The sequence below is a fragment of the Pseudomonas sp. GD03862 genome, from assembly GCF_029840855.1.
GTDB lineage: Bacteria > Pseudomonadota > Gammaproteobacteria > Pseudomonadales > Pseudomonadaceae > Aquipseudomonas > Aquipseudomonas alloputida.
Map to the genome: position 1 here is coordinate 1 of NZ_JAOCDI010000043.1, position 19,632 is coordinate 19,632.

Below are 19,632 nucleotides of genomic sequence, written 5' to 3' on the forward strand. Positions count from 1 at the left end.
CAGGCCCTGTAGGAGCGGGTTTACCCGCGAATACGGTAGCCGCGACAACGGCGAACGGCAGGTGGAAATTGGCCAGCAGGCCCGGCCCTTTCGCGGGTGAACCCGCTCCTACACGGGCTTGTGTAGGAGCGGCTTCAAAGAACGGCGCACGCGTACCTCAACGCCGCTCAACGTATCTGGTGCTTGTGCAGCAACCGATAGAACGTCGGCCGTGAAATGCCCAGCACCTTGGCCGCCACGCTCAGGTTGTCGCTGTGCCGGTTGAGCACATCGCACAGTGCCTGGCGCTCGGCGCGCTGCTTGTATTCTTCCAGCGTGCCCAGCGGCTGTTGTTCCGGGTCGAGCAGCTGCAACCCCAGGTCCTGCGCCTCGATCTGCCGCCCTTCGGCCAGCACCAACCCGCGGCGCACGCGGTTGGCCAGCTCGCGCACATTGCCCGGCCAGTCATGCCGCCCCATCGCCGCCAGGGCATGGTCGCTGAACGACCGTGGCCGACGCCCGGTCTCCACGCTGTAGAAATGGGCAAAATGGTTGGCCAGCATCGACAGGTCACCATGCCGGTCGCGCAACGGCGCGGTCACCACCTGCAAGACGTTCAGGCGGTAGTACAGGTCTTCGCGGAAACGCCCTTGCTCAATGGCCCGCTCGAGGTCCACATGGGTGGCCGCCAACACCCGTACATCCACCGGTATGGGCTGGCTGCCCCCCACCCGCTCGATGTGCTTCTCCTGCAAGAAACGCAGCAAGTTGGCCTGCAACTCCAACGGCAGGTCGCCGATTTCATCGAGGAACAACGTGCCGCCGTCGGCCGCTTCGATACGCCCGGCCTTGCGCTGGTGGGCACCGGTAAAGGCGCCCTTCTCATGGCCGAACAGTTCGGACTGGATCAAGTGCTCGGGGATCGCCCCGCAGTTGATCGCGATGAACGGCTGCTCGCTGCGTTGCGACTGGCGGTGCAAGGTGCGCGCCACCAACTCTTTGCCAGTGCCGCTTTCTCCGCGGATCAGCACAGGCGATTCGGTGGGTGCCAGTTTACCCAGCAACTTACGCAACTCGCGGATAGGCCGGCTTTCGCCGAGCAACTCATGGGTCGCCTCATCGACCTTGACGGCCCCCTTGCCGCGCAGGCGCGCCATGCCAAAGGCCCGGCCCAGGGTTACCTGCACGCGGGAGACGTCGAACGGCAGGGTATGGAAGTCGAAGAACCACTCACACACAAAATCACCGAACGCCGGCATGCGCAGCTGGTCGGCGCTGAGCACGGCAATCCATTCGGTGTTGCTGCGCTTGATCATGTCCTTGACCGCGTCCGGGTGCCTCAGGTGCGAAGCCTGCAAGCGCAATAGCCCGACATCGCACGTGTGGTCCAACGCGGCCCCGAGCATACAGCTGTCCACATCCCAGCCTGCGTTGCGCAGGCCAGGTAGCAAGCGGTGACAATCGTCGCAGGGGTCGACGATAAGCAAACGGCGTTGAGCGGCAGGCTGCTGCATGACCGATCCTTGGCGCCAGTTTTTGGTTTTTTGAAATAAAACAGCAAGTTGTGGCGCCCGTTTAACAGTAGCAACGAAGTTGACGGTGCCCAGTACCGTCTGTCTGCCGAATCATTTTTTTACAAACCGCCATGGGAATTTTCGCACTTTATCGACATCCCATGGCGGCGCAGGCAAGAACAGCGTCAACCCTGAAAAAAAATTTACAGCCAATGTGTGACTTACCCACGAACAACGAGCATCAGTAGACATAACCCCGCGCTGCACTTCGCGATCAATGAGGCGACTTTGAAGCAACGCGGACTTCACTTCGATGTTTGGGACCATAGAGAGACCGAACCATGAATGCCCCGCTCCGTGTCAACGAAGCACTGCTGATTGCCGACCACGCCTTCGAACCTTTCCAGTGCGTAGCCTGGGATGCACCCAACGGTACTGGTGAACTGAGCCTGGCAGTGATCGACCGGACCAGCACCCGCATCGGCGCCAAGCAAGTGTCGTCGCGCATCTACTCCGACCCGGCCCAGTGGGCCAGCCTGATCGAAGAAGTGCGCGCCGAATTGTGTGAAAAGGGCTACGACCTGCAACCGTGGTCGATGCCGAAGTAATATTGGCCAGCACAACAAGTGCGTGCATGGTCACGCACTTGTACAACTTCTCTGTTGCTGTTGTGGCAACTTTCCCAATTGCGACAAAGTGTCGCAACCTGCCAGTTCAATCCATCACCCTGAATTGTTGCAAGTGCTGGTAATCAGCCTGCAATTGTTCTGCCAGACGCTGCGCGCGTCCCAGGCGCACGGGCGCCAGTTCCATATCGACCAACAACGTGGCGCACGGCATCGGCTGCACGGTATTGCTGTGCTGCAGGCGACCGTCGGTGAACACCAGGCAACGCAAGGCCTCTTGCGGATGGGCTCGCTGCCGCGCCTGTAGCCAGTGCCGCGCCTGTTCCAGTGCGGCGATCAGCGGCGTGCCCCCACCTGCCCCCAAGGCCTGCAGCCAGGGTTGCAAGGCAGCGGATGCCTTCAGCCCGTGGCGCTGCCACTGTGGTGTGCGCCCGCTGGCAGTCAGCAGGGCCAGGCGGGCGCGCTGGCGATAGGCCTGGTCGAACAATGCCGCCAGCAGCCCTTTGGTCTGTGCCAGCGCCTGATGCCGCCGGGTTGAAGCCGAGGCATCGACGATCACCAGCCACAATTCTGCCGGACTGCCTTGGCGCTGCTGCCAGCACAGGTCCTGTCGCTGGCGTGGCCGCCCTTTGAGCAAGGTCGGCAGCCAGGCTACCCGGCCGGCCGCCGCATTTCGCACGAGGCCACGGCGGGTACCGTTCTGCTTGCCTATGCCCGCTCTGGCATCCGCCCCTTTGGCTGGTGGCTGGGGGATGCTCAGGGCTTTTTTGCCCAGTTCGGCACCTCACGGCGGGCGCCGCTGGCCACCGGCTGTGCCGGTAATGCCCCCCAGTCGCCCTGCCCGCCCCGTTCACCCGGGTTGCCGGCACCAGGCTGCTGGTCAGGCGGCTGTGGCGCCGACGGCGGGTTGGCCTGGGGCGTCATACGGCGGCGATGGCGCAAGGCGAATTCGGCCACCGCCTCGACATCCACTTCTTCGATAGCTGCAGCCCCCCGCCAGGCACAGTGGGCGCGCGCAGCGCGCAGCCACACCAGGTCGGCGCGCAGGCCGTCCACGCCGGCGGCGTAGCAGCGCTCGGTAATCCAGGCCAGCGCTTGGTCATCCAGGGCAATGTCGGCCAGGGCCTGGCGCGCCGCGTGGCAGCGCTCGCGCAGTTGCGCCTGGGCCTGGGCCCAGTGTGCGCAGAACGCCTGAGGGTCACTGTCGAAGGCCAGGCGGCGGCGAATGATCTGCTGCCGGGCCTCGGGCTCCGGCAAGCCCTCCAGCGCCACGTTCAGGCCAAACCGGTCGAGCAACTGCGGGCGCAGTTCGCCCTCTTCCGGGTTCATGGTGCCGATCAGTACGAAGCGGGCGCTGTGCCGATGCGAGATACCGTCACGCTCGATGCGGTTTGTGCCGCTGGCAGCCACGTCAAGCAACAGATCGACCAAGGTGTCGGGCAGCAGGTTGACCTCATCGACATACAGCACGCCGCCGTCGGCCTGGGCCAGCACGCCCGGGGAAAACTGCGCCTTGCCCTGCCCCAGCGCGGCATCCAGGTCGAGGGTGCCGACCAGCCGCTCTTCACTGGCGCCCAATGGCAAAGTGACGAACGGGCCTTCGCCAAGCAGGTCGGCCAGGCCACGGGCCAGGGTGCTCTTGGCCATGCCACGCGGCCCTTCGATCAACACACCACCGATCCTGGGGTCGATAGCGGTCAAGCACAGCGCCAGCTTGAGGTCGTCTGCACCGACCACGGCCGCCAGCGGAAATTGTACGGGTTCACTCATTTCAAGCCTGTTCCTCGCCATCGAGCAGTTGGTCCTCAAGGGCTTCGCGGTAGTCGCCCGGCGCCTGCCACAAGCCGCGCTGCTGGGCCTCCAGCAGGCGCTCGGTGAGGTCGCGAAGGGCCTCGGGGTTGTGCTCGCGCATGAAATCGCGGGTCGCCGGGTCGAGCACATAGGCATCGGCCAGCCCCTGGTAATGATGGTCGTCGATCAGGTGCGTGGTGGCGTCGAAGGCGAACAGGTTGTCGACTGTCGCGGCCATCTCGAAGGCACCCTTGTAACCGTGACGCTTGACCCCGTCGATCCACTTGGGGTTGAGCGCACGGGCACGGATCACCCGGTTCAGCTCTTCCTTGAGGGTACGGATGCGCGGTCGGTCGGCCTGGCTGTGGTCGCCATGGTAGCTGGCCACCACCGCCCCGGACAGGGTTTCCGAGGCCGCCAGCATGCCGCCCTGGAACTGGTAGTAATCGTTGGAATCGAGCAGGTCGTGCTCGTGGTTGTCCTGGTTCTGCAGCACCGCCTGCACCTTGGCCAGGCGCTGGGCGAACTGGGCGCGGGCCGGGGTGCCGTCGTCGCTGCCGCCATAGGCATAGCCGCCGTGGTTGAGGTAGACCTCTGCCAGGTCGTCGCGGCTATGCCACAAACGCCCGTCGATGGCGTTCTGCACCCCGGCACCGTATGCGCCGGGTTTGGCACCGAACACCCGCCAGCCGGCCTGACGTGCAGCCTGCTCGGCATCAACGCCTTGAGCCTGCAGCGCGGCCCGCTCGCTGCGCACACGGGCGGCCAGGGGGTTGAGGTCGTCCGGCTCGTCCAGCGCGGCCACGGCCTGCACGGCGGCGTCGAACAGGCGGATCAGGTTACCGAAGGCATCTCGGAAGAAGCCGGAAACGCGCAAGGTCACATCCACCCGGGGGCGGTCGAGCAGGCTCAACGGCAAGATTTCGAAGTCGTCGACGCGCTGGCTGCCGGTGGCCCAGACAGGCCGCACGCCCATCAGCGCCATGGCCTGCGCGATGTCGTCGCCGCCAGTGCGCATGGTCGCCGTGCCCCACACCGACAGGCCGAGCTGACGCAAGTGATCGCCGTGGTCCTGCAGATGGCGTTCGAGGATCAGGCTGGCCGAGGCGAAGCCCAGGCGCCAGGCTGTGGTGGTAGGCAGGTTGCGCACGTCCACGGTATAGAAGTTGCGGCCGGTGGGCAGCACATCGAGGCGCCCTCGGCTAGGCGCACCACTGGGGCCGGCGGGCACGAAGCGCCCGGCCAGTGCCGCCAGCAGGCCATGCACTTCCGCCGTGCCGCAGGCGTCAAGGCTGGGTGCGACCGCTTCACGCAGGGCCTGCACTACAGAGTGCACCGGTTGCCACTCACTCAGGTCGGGTAACTGTGCTGTGCCTTCCAGCGCCTGCCCGATCACCTGCAGTGCCAGCAGCTCAAGGCGCTCGCGGGTGTCGCCACAGGTGCGCCAAGGTTCATTGCTCATGGCCAGCAGCTGTTCAGGGCGTATGCCCTGCCACGGCTGCCCAAGGTCGCAATCGAGCGGGTCCCAGCCCGGCACCAGTGCTTTGGCCAAAGCTCGCAGCAGGCTGGCATTACCGCCACGGCCGTCGCCACGCTCGACCCGCAACAACGCCAGCAGCGTATCCAGGCGTAGCCGCCCCTCAGGTGACTGACCAAACACGTGCAGGCCATCACGAATTTGCGACTCCTTCAGGTCGCACAGGTAGGTATCCAGGCGCGGCAGCCATAGCGCCGCATCGTCCAGTTGCCCTTCCAGTTGCAATTCACGGTCGATGTGGTTGGCCTTGACCAGCTCGAGGATGTCACGCTGCAACTCGCGGGCACGTCGAGGGTCGAGCAACTGCGCTTCATAGAACTCGTCGGCCAGTTGTTCCAGGTGGCGCAGCGGGCCATAGGTTTCGGCACGGGTCAGCGGCGGCATCAGGTGGTCGATGATCACCGCCTGGGTGCGGCGCTTGGCCTGGGCACCTTCGCCCGGGTCGTTGACGATGAACGGGTAGATGTTCGGCAGCGGACCCAGCAGCGCGTCCGGCCAGCACTGCGCCGACAGCCCGACGCCTTTGCCGGGCAGCCATTCGAGGTTGCCATGCTTGCCGACGTGGATCACCGCATCGGCGGCAAATGCGTGACGCAACCAGAAGTGAAATGCCAGGTAGCCGTGCGGCGGCACCAGGTCAGGGTCGTGATACACCGCGCTGGGGTCCATCTGGTAGCCCCGCGCCGGCTGGATACCGACGAAGGTCAAGCCAAAGCGCAGGCCGGCAACCATCAGCCGGCCGCTGCGGTACATCGGATCCTGTTCGGGCGGCCCCCAGCGTTCCAGCACTGCCTGGCGGTTGGCCTGCGGCAGGCGCTCGAAGGCCACCTGGTAATCGGCCAGGCTCAGGCTCTGGGCACAGGGGCGCTGGTCGAGGTGGTCGAGGTCGTTGGTCACGCCACCGAGCAACTGGTGGATCAGTTGCGTACCGCTGCCCGGCAGTTCGGCCAGCGGGTAGCCTTCGGCCTGCAGCGCCTTGAGGATGTTGAGTGCGGCGGCGGGCGTGTCCAGGCCGACGCCATTGCCAATGCGGCCATCGCGAGTCGGGTAGTTGGCCAGCACCAATGCCACGCGCTTCTGGGCATTGGGCAGGCGGGCCAGCTCGACCCAGCGGCGGGCCAGCTCGGCGACAAAGTCCATGCGCTCGGGGTGGGCGCGGTAGCAGACAACGTCGGATTGGCTGCGCTCGCTGCGCCAGGCCATGTCCTTGAAGCTGACCGGGCGCGTGATGATGCGCCCGTCCAGCTCCGGCAATGCAATGTGCATGGCCAGGTCGCGCGCGCCCAGGCCCTGCTCGCTGGCTTCCCAGCCTGGCTGGTTGTCCTGCGCGCAGATGGCCTGCAGCACCGGGATGTCGCGGCGGAACGGGCGCAGGTTGGGGCGCTCGGGGCTGGACAAGGCGAAACCGGTGGTATTGACCAGCACTTCGGCGCCGACCTCGTCCAGCCAGGCTTCGACCTGTTCCAGGCAGGCGCTTTCCTTGAGGCTGGCCACGGCGATCGGCAACGGGTTCAGGCCGGCAGCCTGCAGGCGCTGGCAGAACACGTCGATGAAGGCGGTATTGGCCGCTTGCAGGTGCGAACGGTAGAACAGCAGCGGCGCCACTGGCTGCTCGGGGTGCCAGTGCGGGTACCAGTCCTCGAGTGTCGCGCTGCCCTTGGCGGGGTGATAGACCGCCGTGCGCGGCAAAGGCTGCGGCTCGTCCCAGGCATAGTCGCGGCCCAGCCACTGGCTGGCCAGGCAGTTGAACAGGTTGATGGCGTTGGCCTTGCCGCCCTGGCGCAGGTAATGCCAAAGCCGCTCGGCCTGCTCACCGCGGACGTTGCCCAGGCTTGTCAGCTCCGGGTCCGGGCGGTCATCGCCCGGCACCAGAATCAGCTGCACGCCACGGGCGGCCAGCTCGACCAGTTGTTCGACGCCGTAGCGCCAGTAGCCAACGCCACCGTGCAGCGACACCAGGATGACCTTGGCGTGGCGCAGCACCTGGTCGACATACAGGTCGACCGAGGCATGGTTCTGCACCTGCATCGGGTTGGCCAGGCGCAGGCTGGGAAAGTCTTCGGGCAATTGCTCGGCGGTGTCGGCGAGCAATGCCAGGTGTGAATCGCCGCTGCAGAGAATCACCAGCTCGGCGGGTGTCTGGCCGAGGTCGGCAATGCTGTCATCCGGTACGAAACCACCGGGCTGGGTCCGCAGCAGGTGCATGGGTCAGGCGCCCAGCGCCTGGCGCAGGCGCGCTTCCAGCTGGGCAGCATCGAGGTCCTGGCCGATCAGCACCAGGCGGGTGATGCGCGGCTCGTCGGCGCGCCAGGCGCGGTCGAAGTGCTTGTCGAAACGGGTGCCCACGCCTTGTACCAGCAGGCGCATCGGCTTGCCCGGGATGGCGGCGAAGCCTTTGGCGCGCAGGATACCGAACTCCACCACCAACTGGGTCAATGCATCGAGCAGCAGGCTTTCGTCGGCTTCAGGCAGGTCGATGGAGATGGAGTCGAAAGCGTCGTGGTCATGATCGTCATGATCGTCGCCATCGTGGTGCGAATCGTGGTGGGTTCGGCGGCCATCGATATGCGCCTCGGACTCGGCACCCACGCCCAGCAGCACCTCCAGTGGCAGCTTGCCGCTGCTGGCCTCGATCACTTTCACCGCCGGCGGCAGTTCTTCGGCCACCTCGGCACGCACCTTGGCCAGGCCTTCGGCGTCGATCAGGTCGGCCTTGTTTAACACCACCAGGTCGGCGCTGGCCAGCTGGTCAGCGAACAGCTCGTGCAGGGGCGATTCATGGTCAAGGTTAGGGTCGAGCTTGCGCTGGGCATCGACCTGATCCGGGTAGGCGGCAAAGGTACCAGCGGCCACGGCCGGGCTGTCGACCACGGTGATGACCGCATCGACGGTGCAGGCGTTGCGGATTTCCGGCCACTGGAACGCTTGTACCAATGGCTTGGGCAGGGCCAGGCCGCTGGTTTCGATGAGGATGTGGTCGAGGTCGCCACGGCGGGCTACCAGCTCGCGCATCACCGGGAAGAATTCTTCCTGCACGGTGCAGCACAGGCAGCCGTTGGCCAGCTCGTAGACGCGGCCGCTGGCTTCTTCCTCGGTGCAACCGATGCTGCACTGCTTGAGGATTTCACCATCGATGCCCAGTTCGCCGAATTCGTTGACGATGACCGCAATGCGGCGCCCCTGGGCGTTGTCGAGCATGTGGCGCAGCAAGGTGGTCTTGCCCGATCCGAGGAAGCCGGTGACGATGGTGACGGGGAGCTTGGCCAGTGTTTTCATGTCGCATTGCCCTTGGCAGTGTGGCGCGGGCATGCAGGACGACAGCCGCAGGCCAGGCCGGCCGGGCTTGTTCGCCACCGGATCACCCCGCCCGGTTGAAAGTCGAAAACGTGACGAGGCAGGTCTCCTGGCTTGCACCGTTCCATGTCCCCGTTCAGTCGAACAGCGGGCTGGCGGGATGACGCCTTCCCGCGCGCTGGCGCAGTGGCTGTGTCGATCCGTTGTCGGTGCTTACAGTTGCGGGGGCAGCCGCGGCTTGTACCGCGTTCCCGTCTTAGCTTCGGCCAGGCCGAAGAACCTCGAAGTGGGCAAGGCTACGCAGTGGCTGGCGGGTGGTCAACCATTGCTGCCGGCTGGTCGACCATAAGGGGAGCAACTGCGCTACAGTGGCACCTTTTCAACGGACAAGGACGCCCCATGCCCCTCGCCCCCGCCCTACCGGTACTGCGCATGTTCTCGGCCGACAGGGCCAAGGCTTTCTACCTGGATTGTCTGCAGGTGCAGGGTCAGGCCCCGTTAGACAACCACCTGCGCTTTTGCCAGCAGATCGATGACGAGGCCAACCCATGAAGGCACTGGGCAAACGCGAAATAGGCCGCCTGGAGCGGGAGTTGGTGGCATGCCTGACCGATGCCTGCGAAACCGCCAAGGCGGAGATTGTCGGCTTCTGTTGGCTAACCCATCGCCTCAACCCGGAGGACTTTCCGAGCAGCCTGCGTATTACCTGGGTATTCGAGCAAGAGGCCGACAAGGCAGCGGCCGTGGTCGGTGATGCGAAGGCGCGCATGCTGGCACTTAGCGCTCTGGCGCTGGAGCAAGCCGGCATTGAGCTGGACCATCCGGCCTGGCATGTGCGATTCGACAGTGAAGAAGCCTGCGCGCACGGCCACGGCGGAGACTGGGCCAAGCGCTTGCAGACGCAGCGCTGAGCCCCAACCGGCAGCCGGTGCTTTACCCGGCCCCAGACGGTCCGTTAGGCTACGCATTCTCTAAATGACGAGGTGTTCGTCCAATGCGCCATTGATGCCGCCGTCCGTTCGACGGCCAGTCTTCAGCCTCCGGTTCGTTCCGGAGATGTCGCGGCATTTGTGGAGTTGTGCATGACGAACACGTCGATTCTGACGCTGGACAGCGTCTCCTTGGCCTTGCCTGATGGCAGGCCGCTGTTTAGCAACCTCAACGAAACCTTCGACCAACGCAGCACCGGCCTGGTCGGGCGCAATGGCGTGGGCAAAAGCCTGCTAGGGCAGATTCTTGCCGGCCGGCGTGAACCGAGCAGCGGCCATTGTCGGCGCCTCGGGCCTGTCCATTTGCTGGACCAGCAAGTCATCGCGCGCAGCGCCACGCTGGCCGACCTGGCCCAAGTGGGGCCGGTGATTGCGGCGCTGGAGCGCATCGAGCAAGGCAGCATCAAGCCCCAGGATTTCGACACCGTTGGCGAGCGCTGGGATATGCGCGAGCAATTGCAGCTACAGCTTCAGGGCCATGGCCTGGGTCAACTCGACTGGCGCCAGCCCGCACGAACCCTGAGCGGTGGCCAAGCCATGCGCGTGGCATTGATTGGCGCGTGGCTCAGCGATGCCGATTACCTGATCCTCGACGAGCCAAGCAATCACCTGGACAGCAACGCCCGTGCCCAGCTGCTGAGCATGATCGAAGCCTGGGACCGTGGCTTGCTGGTGATCAGCCACGACCGCAGTCTACTGGCGCACATGGCACGCATTGTCGAATTATCCAGCCTGGGCTTGCAGGCCTATGGTGGCAACTACAGCCTCTATAGTGCGCAAAAAGCCAACCAGACGGCGCAGGCCCAGCAGCAACTTGCCCGGCTGAAGCAGGAGCAGCAACGCCAGGCCCGTGAACTGCAGCGCCAACGCGAAGACCTGGAGCGCCATCAAGCCCGGGCCGGGCGCCAAGCCAAGCACGCCAACCAGGCCAAGATTCTGGTCGACCGCAAGCAGGAGCGCAGCCAGGCCACTGCTGGCAAGCAGCGCCGCGACCATCGCGATGCTCGGCAAACGCTATTGGGCAAAGTGCGTGACGCCGCCCGCGAGGTGGAGCAAGACAGCGCTATTACCTTGCACGCGCCCACACCTCAGCGTCATCCGGGCCGTGAAGTGTTGGCCTTGCAGGCACTTTGCTTGCCCCATGGCACCCGCAAAGCGCTTGACCTGCGCTTGTGCCTGGGCCAACGCGTAGGGCTGATCGGCGCCAATGGCAGTGGCAAGTCCACCCTGCTCAGGCTGCTGAATGGGGAATTGCCGGCATCGCCCGACAATGTGCGCCTCAGTGGCGAGACCGCCTTACTCGACCAGCACTGCAGCGCACTGGCAGGCAACCGCAGCGTGCTCGAACACCTGCGCCAAGCCAACCCGACGCTGGCCCAGGGAAAATTGCGCAGCCGCCTGGCGCAACTGGGCCTGGATGCGGCCCGTATCGAACTGCCCAGTGGCCTACTTAGCGGCGGCGAGCGTATGAAGGCGGCGCTGGCCGCCGTGCTGTATCGTGAACGGCCGCTCGACCTGTTGCTGCTTGACGAACCCGGCAACCACCTGGACCTGCCATCGCTGACAGCACTGGAACGCATGCTTGGGCAGTTTCGCGGGGCGCTGATAGTGGCGTCCCATGATGTGGTATTGCTGGAAAACCTGGCGCTGGATGAGTACTTGCTGTTGTAGAAACCGAAAAAAAAGCATCGCAGCCTATCAATTCGTGACTGGCCGTTCCCGATCCGCCAAGGATGTATTAAGGTGGCATGGTGCGCATATAACAGCAGCCCGAGCGATCGGGCACTTGCAAGACAATGAGGGTGTCATGAGCAACGAAAGCATTAATTGGGACAAGCTGGGTTTCGACTACATCAAGACCGACAAACGCTACCTGTCCGTATGGCGCAATGGCGAGTGGGACAAGGGCACCCTGACTGAAGACAACGTACTGCACATCAGTGAAGGCTCCACGGCCCTGCACTATGGCCAGCAGTGCTTCGAAGGCCTGAAGGCCTACCGTTGCAAGGACGGCTCGATCAACCTGTTCCGCCCGGACCAGAACGCGGCCCGCATGCAGCGCAGTTGCGCACGCCTGCTGATGCCGCACGTGCCGACCGATGTGTTCATCGAAGCGTGCAAGCAAGTGGTCAAGGCCAACGAAAAGTTCGTGCCACCGCACGGCAAAGGCGCCCTGTACCTGCGCCCGTTCGTGATCGGCACCGGCGACAACATTGGCGTGCGCACCGCCCCCGAGTTCATCTTCTCGGTGTTCGCCATCCCGGTTGGTTCGTACTTCAAGGGCGGCATGAAGCCGCACAACTTCCAGATTTCCAGCTTCGACCGTGCTGCCCCGCAGGGCACCGGTGCGGCCAAGGTCGGTGGCAACTACGCTGCCAGCCTGCAGCCGGGCGCTGAAGCGAAGAAGGCCAACTTCGCCGACGCCATCTACCTCGACCCGCTGACCCACACCAAGATCGAGGAAGTCGGTTCGGCCAACTTCTTCGGCATCACCGCCAACAACGAGTTCGTCACCCCGAAATCGGCCTCGGTACTGCCCGGCATCACCCGCCTCTCGCTGATGGAACTGGCGCAATCGCGTCTGGGCCTGACCGTGATCGAAGGCGATGTCGAGATCAGCAAGCTGGACCGCTTCGTCGAAGCCGGTGCCTGCGGCACCGCAGCCGTGATCACCCCGATCGGCGGCATCGAGTACAACGGCAAGCTGCACGTGTTCCACGACCTGGAAAAGGTCGGCCCGGTTACCCAGAAGCTCTACAACGAGCTGACCGGTATCCAGAGCGGCGATGTAGAGGCACCGGCAGGCTGGATCGTCAAGGTCGCCTGAGGCGCATCAGCTGTATGAAAACGGGGCATGCCAGCGATGGCATGCCCCGTTTTTCTTGGGTTTTCGCAGCCACCTTGAGGTGCGGGTTTACCCGCGAATACGGTGGCGGCAGCGACGGTGAACGGCTGGTGAAATTGGCCAGCAGGGCCGGCCCTTTCGCGGGTGAACCCGCTCCTACGACGGCCTGTGCACAACCCACGATGTGTGTTCACCACCGTGGTAGGAGCGGGTTTACCCGCGAATACGGTAGCGGCGGCAACGGTGAACGGCTGGTGAAATTGGCCAGCAGGGCCGGCCCTTTCGCGGGTGAACCCGCTCCTACACGACGGCCTGCGCCCAATCCCCGACGTGTGACCACCACCGTGGTAGGAGCGGGTTTACCCGCGAATACGGTAGTGGCGGCAACGGTGAACTGCGGGTGGAAATTGGCCAGCAGGGCCGGCCCTTTCGCGGGTGAACCCGCTCCTACACGACGGCCTGTGCTCAACCACCGACCTGTGTCCCCCCTGATCAATGAACCGCGCCGGGTGGCCGAATCATGCCAGGCGCCGCTGCACCAGCAGGTGCCGGGCTTTGTCGAACGCCCAGTTGTACACCACGGTGTAGGGCAGGATGATCACGAAGAAGCCCAGCTCCACCATGAACGCCTGCAGCAGCGAAACCTCCAGCATCCAAGCCGCCACCGGCAGGCACCACACCACCAGACCGGCTTCGAAGCCAAGACCGTGCACGAAACGCGTACTGGCCTTCCAGTTGATGCGTTCGGTTTGCACCCAGCGATCGACCAGTGCGTTGTAGACCATGTTCCACAGCATGGCGATCACCGACAGGGTCACCGCCAGCGCGCCCGCCGTTGCCAACGACTTGCCCATGATCCAGGACAGCAGCGGCGCACACAGCAGTACCGCAAAAACTTCATAGCCAACGGCGTGGACCAGGCGTTCGGTGAAAGACACGTTTTTCATTGCAAATCCCATCCATTGCGTGAGTCGTGCTTCCCATTCTCTTTGATAGAACTGATACTCGCGATATAGCTACCATCGGTTTTATCAATACCATGCGTTACTCTCCCGAAGCTCTGGTCGCCTTTACCGAAGCCGCCTCGCTAGGTTCGTTTTCTGCGGCGGCGCGCAAGCTGCGCAAAAGCCAGTCCACTGTCAGCATCGCCATCGCCAATTTCGAGGCCGATATTGGCTGTCCGCTATTTGACCGCAATGGCCGCCACCCCACGCTCAATGAAGCGGGCAGGCAGGTGCTGAGCCATGTCGAGGCGATTCTCGATGCCAGCGCCCAGCTCGATGCGCTGGCAGTGCGACTGGCGCAAAATGTAGAGGCGCTGGTATCTGTGGTGATGTCGGACAGCTACAGCGTAACGTTCCAAGGGGCGGTGATGACTCGTTTCGCCCAGCACTACCCCCATACCGAGCTACGCTGCGGCCCGGCGGAGGACGCTGATGTGATCGAGATGGTCCAGCAGGGCCTGGCCCATGTCGGCATCCTTGCCACACAGCCCGGCTACCCCGCCGACGTGGCCGTGGCGCGCTTGCCGGAGCAGGCAGAGTTCGGCGTATATGTCGCCAGCGAGCATCCGCTGGCGAGCCTGGCGCAGGTACAGGCGCAGCATCTGGAGAACGCCCGACAGCTGTATATCAAGACCTATGCCCCCAGCCTGCACCATGGCCGTGGCCAAGCGTGGTCGGCACCGGATTACCTGACCCTGCTGGAGTTCGCCGTGCGCGGGTTTGGCTGGGCCGAACTGCCCAGGGCACTGGTTAAACGGTTTGGCAACGAGCTGGTGGAGTTGCAGATAGCGGGTTACCCCCGGCGGGTGGATATGGATGTGGCCTGGTCGAGCCGGCGTGCCTTGGGGCCGGCCGGGCAATGGCTGGTGCGACAGATGTTGGGGCAATAGTTGTGTCGCCTGCCCGAACTTGAAGTGCGCCCAGACACAACAACCGGTACACCCAGCGACAAGCCTTCCCCCCACCCCGCCCCTTAGCCTGTCACCACGCGCCGCCCCGCTGCGGCACGCACCCAAAAAGCACAAGAACAAACGTTGGTGACCTATGCAGACAGTAGATCCGATCACCCTTGCGGTTGTCCGGGGTGCGCTGGAGACAGCGCAACGCGAAATGACCCTGACCCTGGAAAAGACCGGGCGCTCCAGTGTGTTCAACCTGGCCCACGACTATTCCAACTCGCTGTTCGACCACTTGCCGGAAATGATCCTGCAGGGCCAGGACATTCCCATCCACCTGGGCTCGCTGATCCCGGCCATGAAGTGCGTGGCCGAGTTCTTCGGCGACGACATCGCCGAAGGCGACGTGATCTACCACAACGACCCCGCCTACAAGGGCAGCCATATTCTCGACTGCTGCATGTACAAACCGGTGTATTACCAAGGCGAGCTGGTGTTCTGGACCGTTTGCAAGGGCCACCTGACCGACATCGGCGGCCCGGTGCCGGCGGGCTACAACCCCGATGCCAAGGAGATCTACGCCGAGGGCCTGCGCATTCCACCGGTCAAGCTGTGGGAAAAGGGCAAGCGTCGTGAGGACGTGATCAACTTCATGCTCACCAACATGCGCGCCCGCCCCTATCAGGAAGGCGACCTCAATGCCCAGTATGGCGCCTGCAAGGTCGGCGAGCGGCACTTGCTGGAGCTGCTGGACAAGTACGGCGTGGCACAGGTGCGTGCCTGCATCGCCGAACTGAAGAACATGGCCGACCGACACATGCGGGCGCTGTTGCGCGATGTGCCGGATGGTGACTACAGCGGCACCGCCGTGCTCGAAGATGCCGGCCACGGCCTGGGTGAACTGGCCATCACCGCCCATGTGCAGATCCGTGGCGACCAGGCCCATGTGCGCATCGAAAGCCCGCCGCAGGTGCCGTACTTCATCAATTCCTATGAGGGCAACTCGGTATCCGGGGTGTACCTGGGGCTGATGATGTTCGCCCAGGTGGCGCCGCCTTACAACGAAGGCCTGTATCGCTGCGTAACGGTCGATGTCGGCCCCAGGGGTACGCTGTGCAATGCCGAGGAACCCGCGCCTCACGTCAATTGCACCACCACGCCGATGGAAACCCTCGCCGATGCCGTGCGCACGGCACTGGAACAGGCCTCGCCACAGCGGGTAACGGCCTCCTGGGGGCATACCAGCGGCATCAACATTGCCGGCCGCGACCCGCGCAACGGCAATAGCGAGTACGTGACGATGGTGCTGGCCTCGATCATTTCCGGTGCCGGTGCCAACAAGGTGATGGATGGCTGGCACGCCTGCGGCCCGCTGTGCTGCTTCGGGGCCCTGATGAGCGGTGACATCGAGCTGCTCGAACACGCGTATCCGGTGCTGATCCACCGCTACAGCCTGATGGCCGACAGTGGTGGCGCCGGTGAGTTGCGCGGGGGTTCGGGCACCCGCCTGGAGATCGAACCGCTGGACCACGCCATGACCGTGGTCGGCTTCGGCGAGGGCCGCCAGTTGCCCACCGCCGGTGCCGCCGGGGCTCGCAATGCCCTGCTTGAGCCCAAACTGGGCCGGCTGATCCATCGCCACGCCGATGGCCGCGAAGACCACTACACACAGAACCCCATGCTCACCCTGCAACCCGGCGAACGCATCATCAACATCAACCCAGGGGGTGGTGGCTACGGCGACCCGCTGCGCCGTCGGGTCGCAGCAGTACTGGAGGACGTGCGCAACGGCCTGGTCTCGCCACAAGGCGCAGCCCTGGAATATGGCGTGGTCCTCGATGCCGATGGCCAACTGGACGAAACAGCCACCCGCCTTGCCCGCGCCCCGCGCTAACCGGAGAACACGCATGCGTAACCAATATCGCCTGGGCGTAGACGCCGGCGGCACTTTCACCGATTTCATCCTGGCCGATCGCGACGGCGGCGTGCAGCTGTTCAAGGCCCCGTCCACGCCCCAGGACGGCACCCTGGCCATTCGCGCCGGCCTGGCACAGATCGCCGACGCCACCGGGCGCAGCCCGGCCGAACTGATCGCCAACTGTGACCTGTGCATCAACGGCACCACCGTGGCCCTCAACGCGCTGATCGAGCGCACCGGGGTCAAGGTGGGCCTGCTGTGCACCGAGGGGCACGAGGACAGCCTGGAAATCCGCCTGGGCCACAAGGAAGAAGGCCACCGCTACGACGCCCACTACCCGCCGGCACACATGCTTGCCCCACGCCACCTGCGCCGCCCGATCGGTGGCCGAATCCTTGGCGATGGTCGTGAGCACAGCCCGCTGGACGAAGCCGCCATCCATGCCGCCATCGACTACTTCCGTGCCGAAGGCGTGCAGGCCGTGGCTATTTCCTTCCTGTGGTCGGTACGCAACCCCAGCCACGAACAGCGGGCCGCCGAACTGGTACGGGCTGCCCTGCCCGAGGTATTCGTCTGCACCGGCTGCGAGGTGTTCCCGCAGATCCGCGAATACACCCGCACCTCCACCACCGTGGTCAATGCCTACCTCAGCCCGGTAATGGCACGTTACGTGGCGCGCATCGACAGCCTGTTCCAGGAGCTTGGCGCACAGCAGCCAGTACGCTACTTCCAGTCCAATGGCGGGCTGGCGCCCGGGCACCTGATGCGTGAGCGCGCCGTCAACGCGATCAACTCCGGTCCGGCCTCAGCACCACAAGCCGGGTTGGCGGTAGCGAGGCCGTTCGGTATCGACAACGTCATTACCGTGGACATGGGCGGCACCTCGTTCGACATCACCCTGACCAACGCCGGACGCACCAACTTCAGCAAGGACGTGGACTTCCTGCGCCAGCGCATCGGCGTGCCGATGATTCAGGTGGAGACCCTGGGTGCCGGCGGTGGCTCCATCGCCCACCTGGACGAGTTTGGCATGCTCCAGGTCGGACCGCGCAGCGCCGGCGCCATGCCTGGGCCGGTGTGCTACGGCAAGGGTGGCCGCGAACCCACGGTCACCGACGCCAACCTGGCTCTTGGCTACCTGCCCGACGGCGCACTGCTGGGCGGCAGTATCCGCCTGAACCGCCAGGCCGCGCTGGACGCCATCCGGAGCAAGGTCGCCGAACCGTTGGGCATCAGTGTGGAACGCGCGGCATTCGGCATCACCACCCTGGTCAACCTGAACATGGTCAACGGCATCCGCCGCGTATCGATCGAGCGCGGTCACGACCCGCGTGACTTCGCCCTGATCGGCGCAGGCGGTGCGGCGGGCATGCACGTGGTGCGCCTGGCCGAAGAAATCGGCATGCACACCGTGCTGATCCCCAAAGTGGCCTCGGGCTTGTGTGCGTTCGGCCAGATCCTGTCCGACGTGCGCTACGACCAGCTCACCAGCCTGTCGATGCGCCTGGACGCCGGGCACGTCGACCTGGCGCAACTCAACCAGACCCTCACCGAACTGCGTGAGCAAGGCCTGGCCAACCTGCGCGAAGACGGTTTTGGCGACCAGGCCAGCAGCTGCCACTACACCCTGGAGATGCGCTACCTGGGGCAGATTCATGAGTGCAGTGTGGACCTGCAGCAGCACAGCCTGGATGAGGCAGGGCTGGCCGCGCTGGTCAGCCGCTTCCACAGCCGCCACCAGACCCTGTACTCGTACAGCGAACCCGACAGCCCGGTGGAGCTGGTGAACCTGGAGTGCTCGGTGATCGGCCACCTGCCACGCCCGCCGCAACCCGAGCTGCAGGGGCCGGCCGAGCCCCCCGCCCCCACCGCGCAATCCGTCCGCCCGATGCTGTTCAGTGCCGACGGTGAATGGCAGCCCACACCGGTGTTCAACGGTAACCACCTGTTGCCAGGGCAGACCGTGCATGGCCCCTGTGTGATCGAGGAAGACACCACCAACATTGTCCTGCCACCCGGCTGGCAGGCGCGCCTGGAGCCTTCGGCCACCTACCGGGTGACACGCGGGGGTTGATCTTGGGGTCGGCGCGCGCCGATCATGGGCCTGACAACCGCCCGGCAGTTTTGCGCTGCCGGGCGGTTCGTACAATAACAAGAGCTGCTTGAGTAGCTTGCCTGCAGTTCCTTTTTTCAATGCTGCCCTCTTTGAAAAAGGACCCACCATGCCCACAGAACTCTCGACCCACGGCTGGCCACAGCCAGAGCGCCAGGTACGCTGGGCCGAAGCCATCAGTGACACCTATTTTCCGCTAAGCCTTGAATTTGCTGCCGGACAGCCGTTCGATGGCCACCTGCAGCGCTGGAGTACGCCGAGCACACCGCTCAGCCTGTCGCGCCTGCGGTCCAGCCAGCTGGGTTACTCGCGCAGCAAAGCGCACATCGGCCAGGACCATGAAGCGTTCTACCTGGTGACCGTGCCGCATGGCAGCGAGGTGCACTTTGAACAGGACGGCCACCAGATCAGTTGCAGCCCGGGCGGTTTCATCGTCGAGCGCGGCGATGCACCCTACCGCTTCCACTACGGCACGCAGAACGACTTGTGGGTGCTCAAGCTGCCCGAGCGCGCGCTCAAGGCCAACCTGCTGGGGCACAAGCGCTATACCCGGCATTGCTTCGATGCCCGTCAGGGCCTGGGGCGTATCTTCGTCGAGCAACTCGACCTGTGTGCCCGCCATTTCGACACCAGCCCCCCGGCAGCCCGGCATTTACTGCTGGAACAGGCCTCCGCCACCCTGCTGCTGGCCTTGCAACAGGATGAGCGCGTGCTGGGCAGCGAAGGCAGCAACCTCAGCACCCTGCACCTGACGCGGGTCGAGCAGTACGTGCAGCAAAACCTGGGTGACCCCGAGCTGTCGCCACAAACCATCGCCAGCGCCTGTGGGCTGTCGCTGCGTTATCTGCACAAGTTGTTCGCGATCACGCCCTACACCCTTGGCGAGTGGGTACGCCGTCAACGCCTGGAGGCCGTGCACCGGCAACTGCTTGACCCGCATTGCCACCTGGCGATCGGCGAACTGGCATTTCGCTGGGGCTTTGCCGATCAGGCGCAGTTCACCCGAGCGTTCCGCCAGCAGTATGGGTGCACGGCGAGCGAGGTGCGGGCTACGCGTACGCACTGATCACAACAACGGAAAATTGCCCGCGCTCACAAGGGGCGCGGTCGCGTTGGCTTGGCGGGC

General features: G+C 64.6%; 15 protein-coding genes and 1 riboswitch. Of the genes, 9 read left to right on the forward strand and 6 right to left on the reverse strand.

The annotated features are described in order from the left end of the window. Positions 1-167: 167 nt before the first annotated feature. Entirely contained in the window at positions 168-1,493 is a 1,326-nt protein-coding gene (locus tag N5D53_RS22345; RefSeq protein WP_104961522.1) for a sigma-54 dependent transcriptional regulator, read from the reverse strand. Positions 1,494-1,834: 341 nt separating this feature from the next. Between N5D53_RS22345 and N5D53_RS22350 the strand changes: the two genes are divergently transcribed. Further along, positions 1,835-2,101, forward strand: coding sequence for a hypothetical protein (locus tag N5D53_RS22350; RefSeq protein WP_003247923.1), 267 nt, complete (start codon positions 1,835-1,837; stop codon positions 2,099-2,101). Positions 2,102-2,207: 106 nt separating this feature from the next. Here N5D53_RS22350 and N5D53_RS22355 read toward each other — a convergent pair whose 3' ends face one another. The 4 genes from N5D53_RS22355 to cobW all read right to left on the reverse strand — a co-directional run bounded on the left by N5D53_RS22355 (position 2,208) and on the right by cobW (position 8,723). Further along, positions 2,208-2,798 carry a VWA domain-containing protein gene (locus N5D53_RS22355; RefSeq protein WP_064490983.1) on the reverse strand — a complete coding sequence of 197 codons (591 nt, stop codon included), beginning with the start codon at positions 2,796-2,798 and terminating at the stop codon, positions 2,208-2,210. 77 nt (positions 2,799-2,875) lie between these two features. Continuing rightward, positions 2,876-3,889, reverse strand: coding sequence for an AAA family ATPase (locus N5D53_RS22360; RefSeq protein WP_104961521.1), 1,014 nt, complete (start codon positions 3,887-3,889; stop codon positions 2,876-2,878). Between the two features lies 1 nt (position 3,890). Beyond that, positions 3,891-7,652, reverse strand: a complete 3,762-nt coding sequence (cobN, locus tag N5D53_RS22365; RefSeq protein ID WP_279840837.1) for a cobaltochelatase subunit CobN — start codon at positions 7,650-7,652, stop codon at positions 3,891-3,893. Between the two features lie 3 nt (positions 7,653-7,655). Next, positions 7,656-8,723: a cobalamin biosynthesis protein CobW gene (cobW, locus tag N5D53_RS22370; protein ID WP_003247913.1), complete on the reverse strand. Its 1,068-nt coding sequence runs from the start codon at positions 8,721-8,723 to the stop codon at positions 7,656-7,658. A gap of 99 nt (positions 8,724-8,822) precedes the next feature. After that, positions 8,823-9,040, reverse strand: a riboswitch (cobalamin riboswitch). 100 nt (positions 9,041-9,140) lie between these two features. Here cobW and N5D53_RS22375 point away from each other — a divergent pair. The 4 genes from N5D53_RS22375 (at position 9,141) to N5D53_RS22390 (ending at position 12,557) form a co-directional block, all read left to right on the forward strand. Continuing rightward, a complete protein-coding gene (locus N5D53_RS22375; protein WP_177429894.1) occupies positions 9,141-9,293 on the forward strand; it encodes a hypothetical protein in 153 nt (50 codons plus the stop codon). Next, positions 9,290-9,652 (forward strand): hypothetical protein, encoded by a 363-nt coding sequence (locus tag N5D53_RS22380; RefSeq protein WP_279840838.1) that lies wholly within the window; start codon positions 9,290-9,292, stop codon positions 9,650-9,652. Before N5D53_RS22375 ends, N5D53_RS22380 begins: the two co-directional genes overlap by 4 nt. Positions 9,653-9,823: 171 nt before the next feature. Beyond that, positions 9,824-11,401 carry an ATP-binding cassette domain-containing protein gene (locus N5D53_RS22385; RefSeq protein WP_279840839.1) on the forward strand — a complete coding sequence of 526 codons (1,578 nt, stop codon included), beginning with the start codon at positions 9,824-9,826 and terminating at the stop codon, positions 11,399-11,401. 136 nt (positions 11,402-11,537) lie between these two features. Beyond that, on the forward strand, positions 11,538-12,557 hold the full coding sequence (locus tag N5D53_RS22390; protein ID WP_003247906.1) for a branched-chain amino acid aminotransferase: 1,020 nt from the start codon (positions 11,538-11,540) through the stop codon (positions 12,555-12,557). A gap of 536 nt (positions 12,558-13,093) precedes the next feature. Here N5D53_RS22390 and N5D53_RS22395 read toward each other — a convergent pair. Next, a complete protein-coding gene (locus N5D53_RS22395; RefSeq protein WP_064493384.1) occupies positions 13,094-13,522 on the reverse strand; it encodes a multidrug/biocide efflux PACE transporter in 429 nt (142 codons plus the stop codon). A 92-nt stretch (positions 13,523-13,614) separates the two neighbouring features. Here N5D53_RS22395 and N5D53_RS22400 point away from each other — a divergent pair, with 92 nt between their 5' ends. The 4 genes from N5D53_RS22400 (at position 13,615) to N5D53_RS22415 (ending at position 19,572) form a co-directional block, all read left to right on the forward strand. Further along, positions 13,615-14,469 carry a LysR family transcriptional regulator gene (locus N5D53_RS22400; protein WP_104887739.1) on the forward strand — a complete coding sequence of 285 codons (855 nt, stop codon included), beginning with the start codon at positions 13,615-13,617 and terminating at the stop codon, positions 14,467-14,469. Positions 14,470-14,623: 154 nt separating this feature from the next. Then, positions 14,624-16,369 (forward strand): hydantoinase B/oxoprolinase family protein, encoded by a 1,746-nt coding sequence (locus N5D53_RS22405; protein WP_012052132.1) that lies wholly within the window; start codon positions 14,624-14,626, stop codon positions 16,367-16,369. Between the two features lie 13 nt (positions 16,370-16,382). Further along, positions 16,383-18,467 carry a hydantoinase/oxoprolinase family protein gene (locus tag N5D53_RS22410; RefSeq protein WP_279840842.1) on the forward strand — a complete coding sequence of 695 codons (2,085 nt, stop codon included), beginning with the start codon at positions 16,383-16,385 and terminating at the stop codon, positions 18,465-18,467. 148 nt (positions 18,468-18,615) lie between these two features. Continuing rightward, entirely contained in the window at positions 18,616-19,572 is a 957-nt protein-coding gene (locus tag N5D53_RS22415) for a helix-turn-helix domain-containing protein (protein WP_104961516.1), read from the forward strand. The last annotated feature ends 60 nt before the right edge of the window (positions 19,573-19,632 follow it).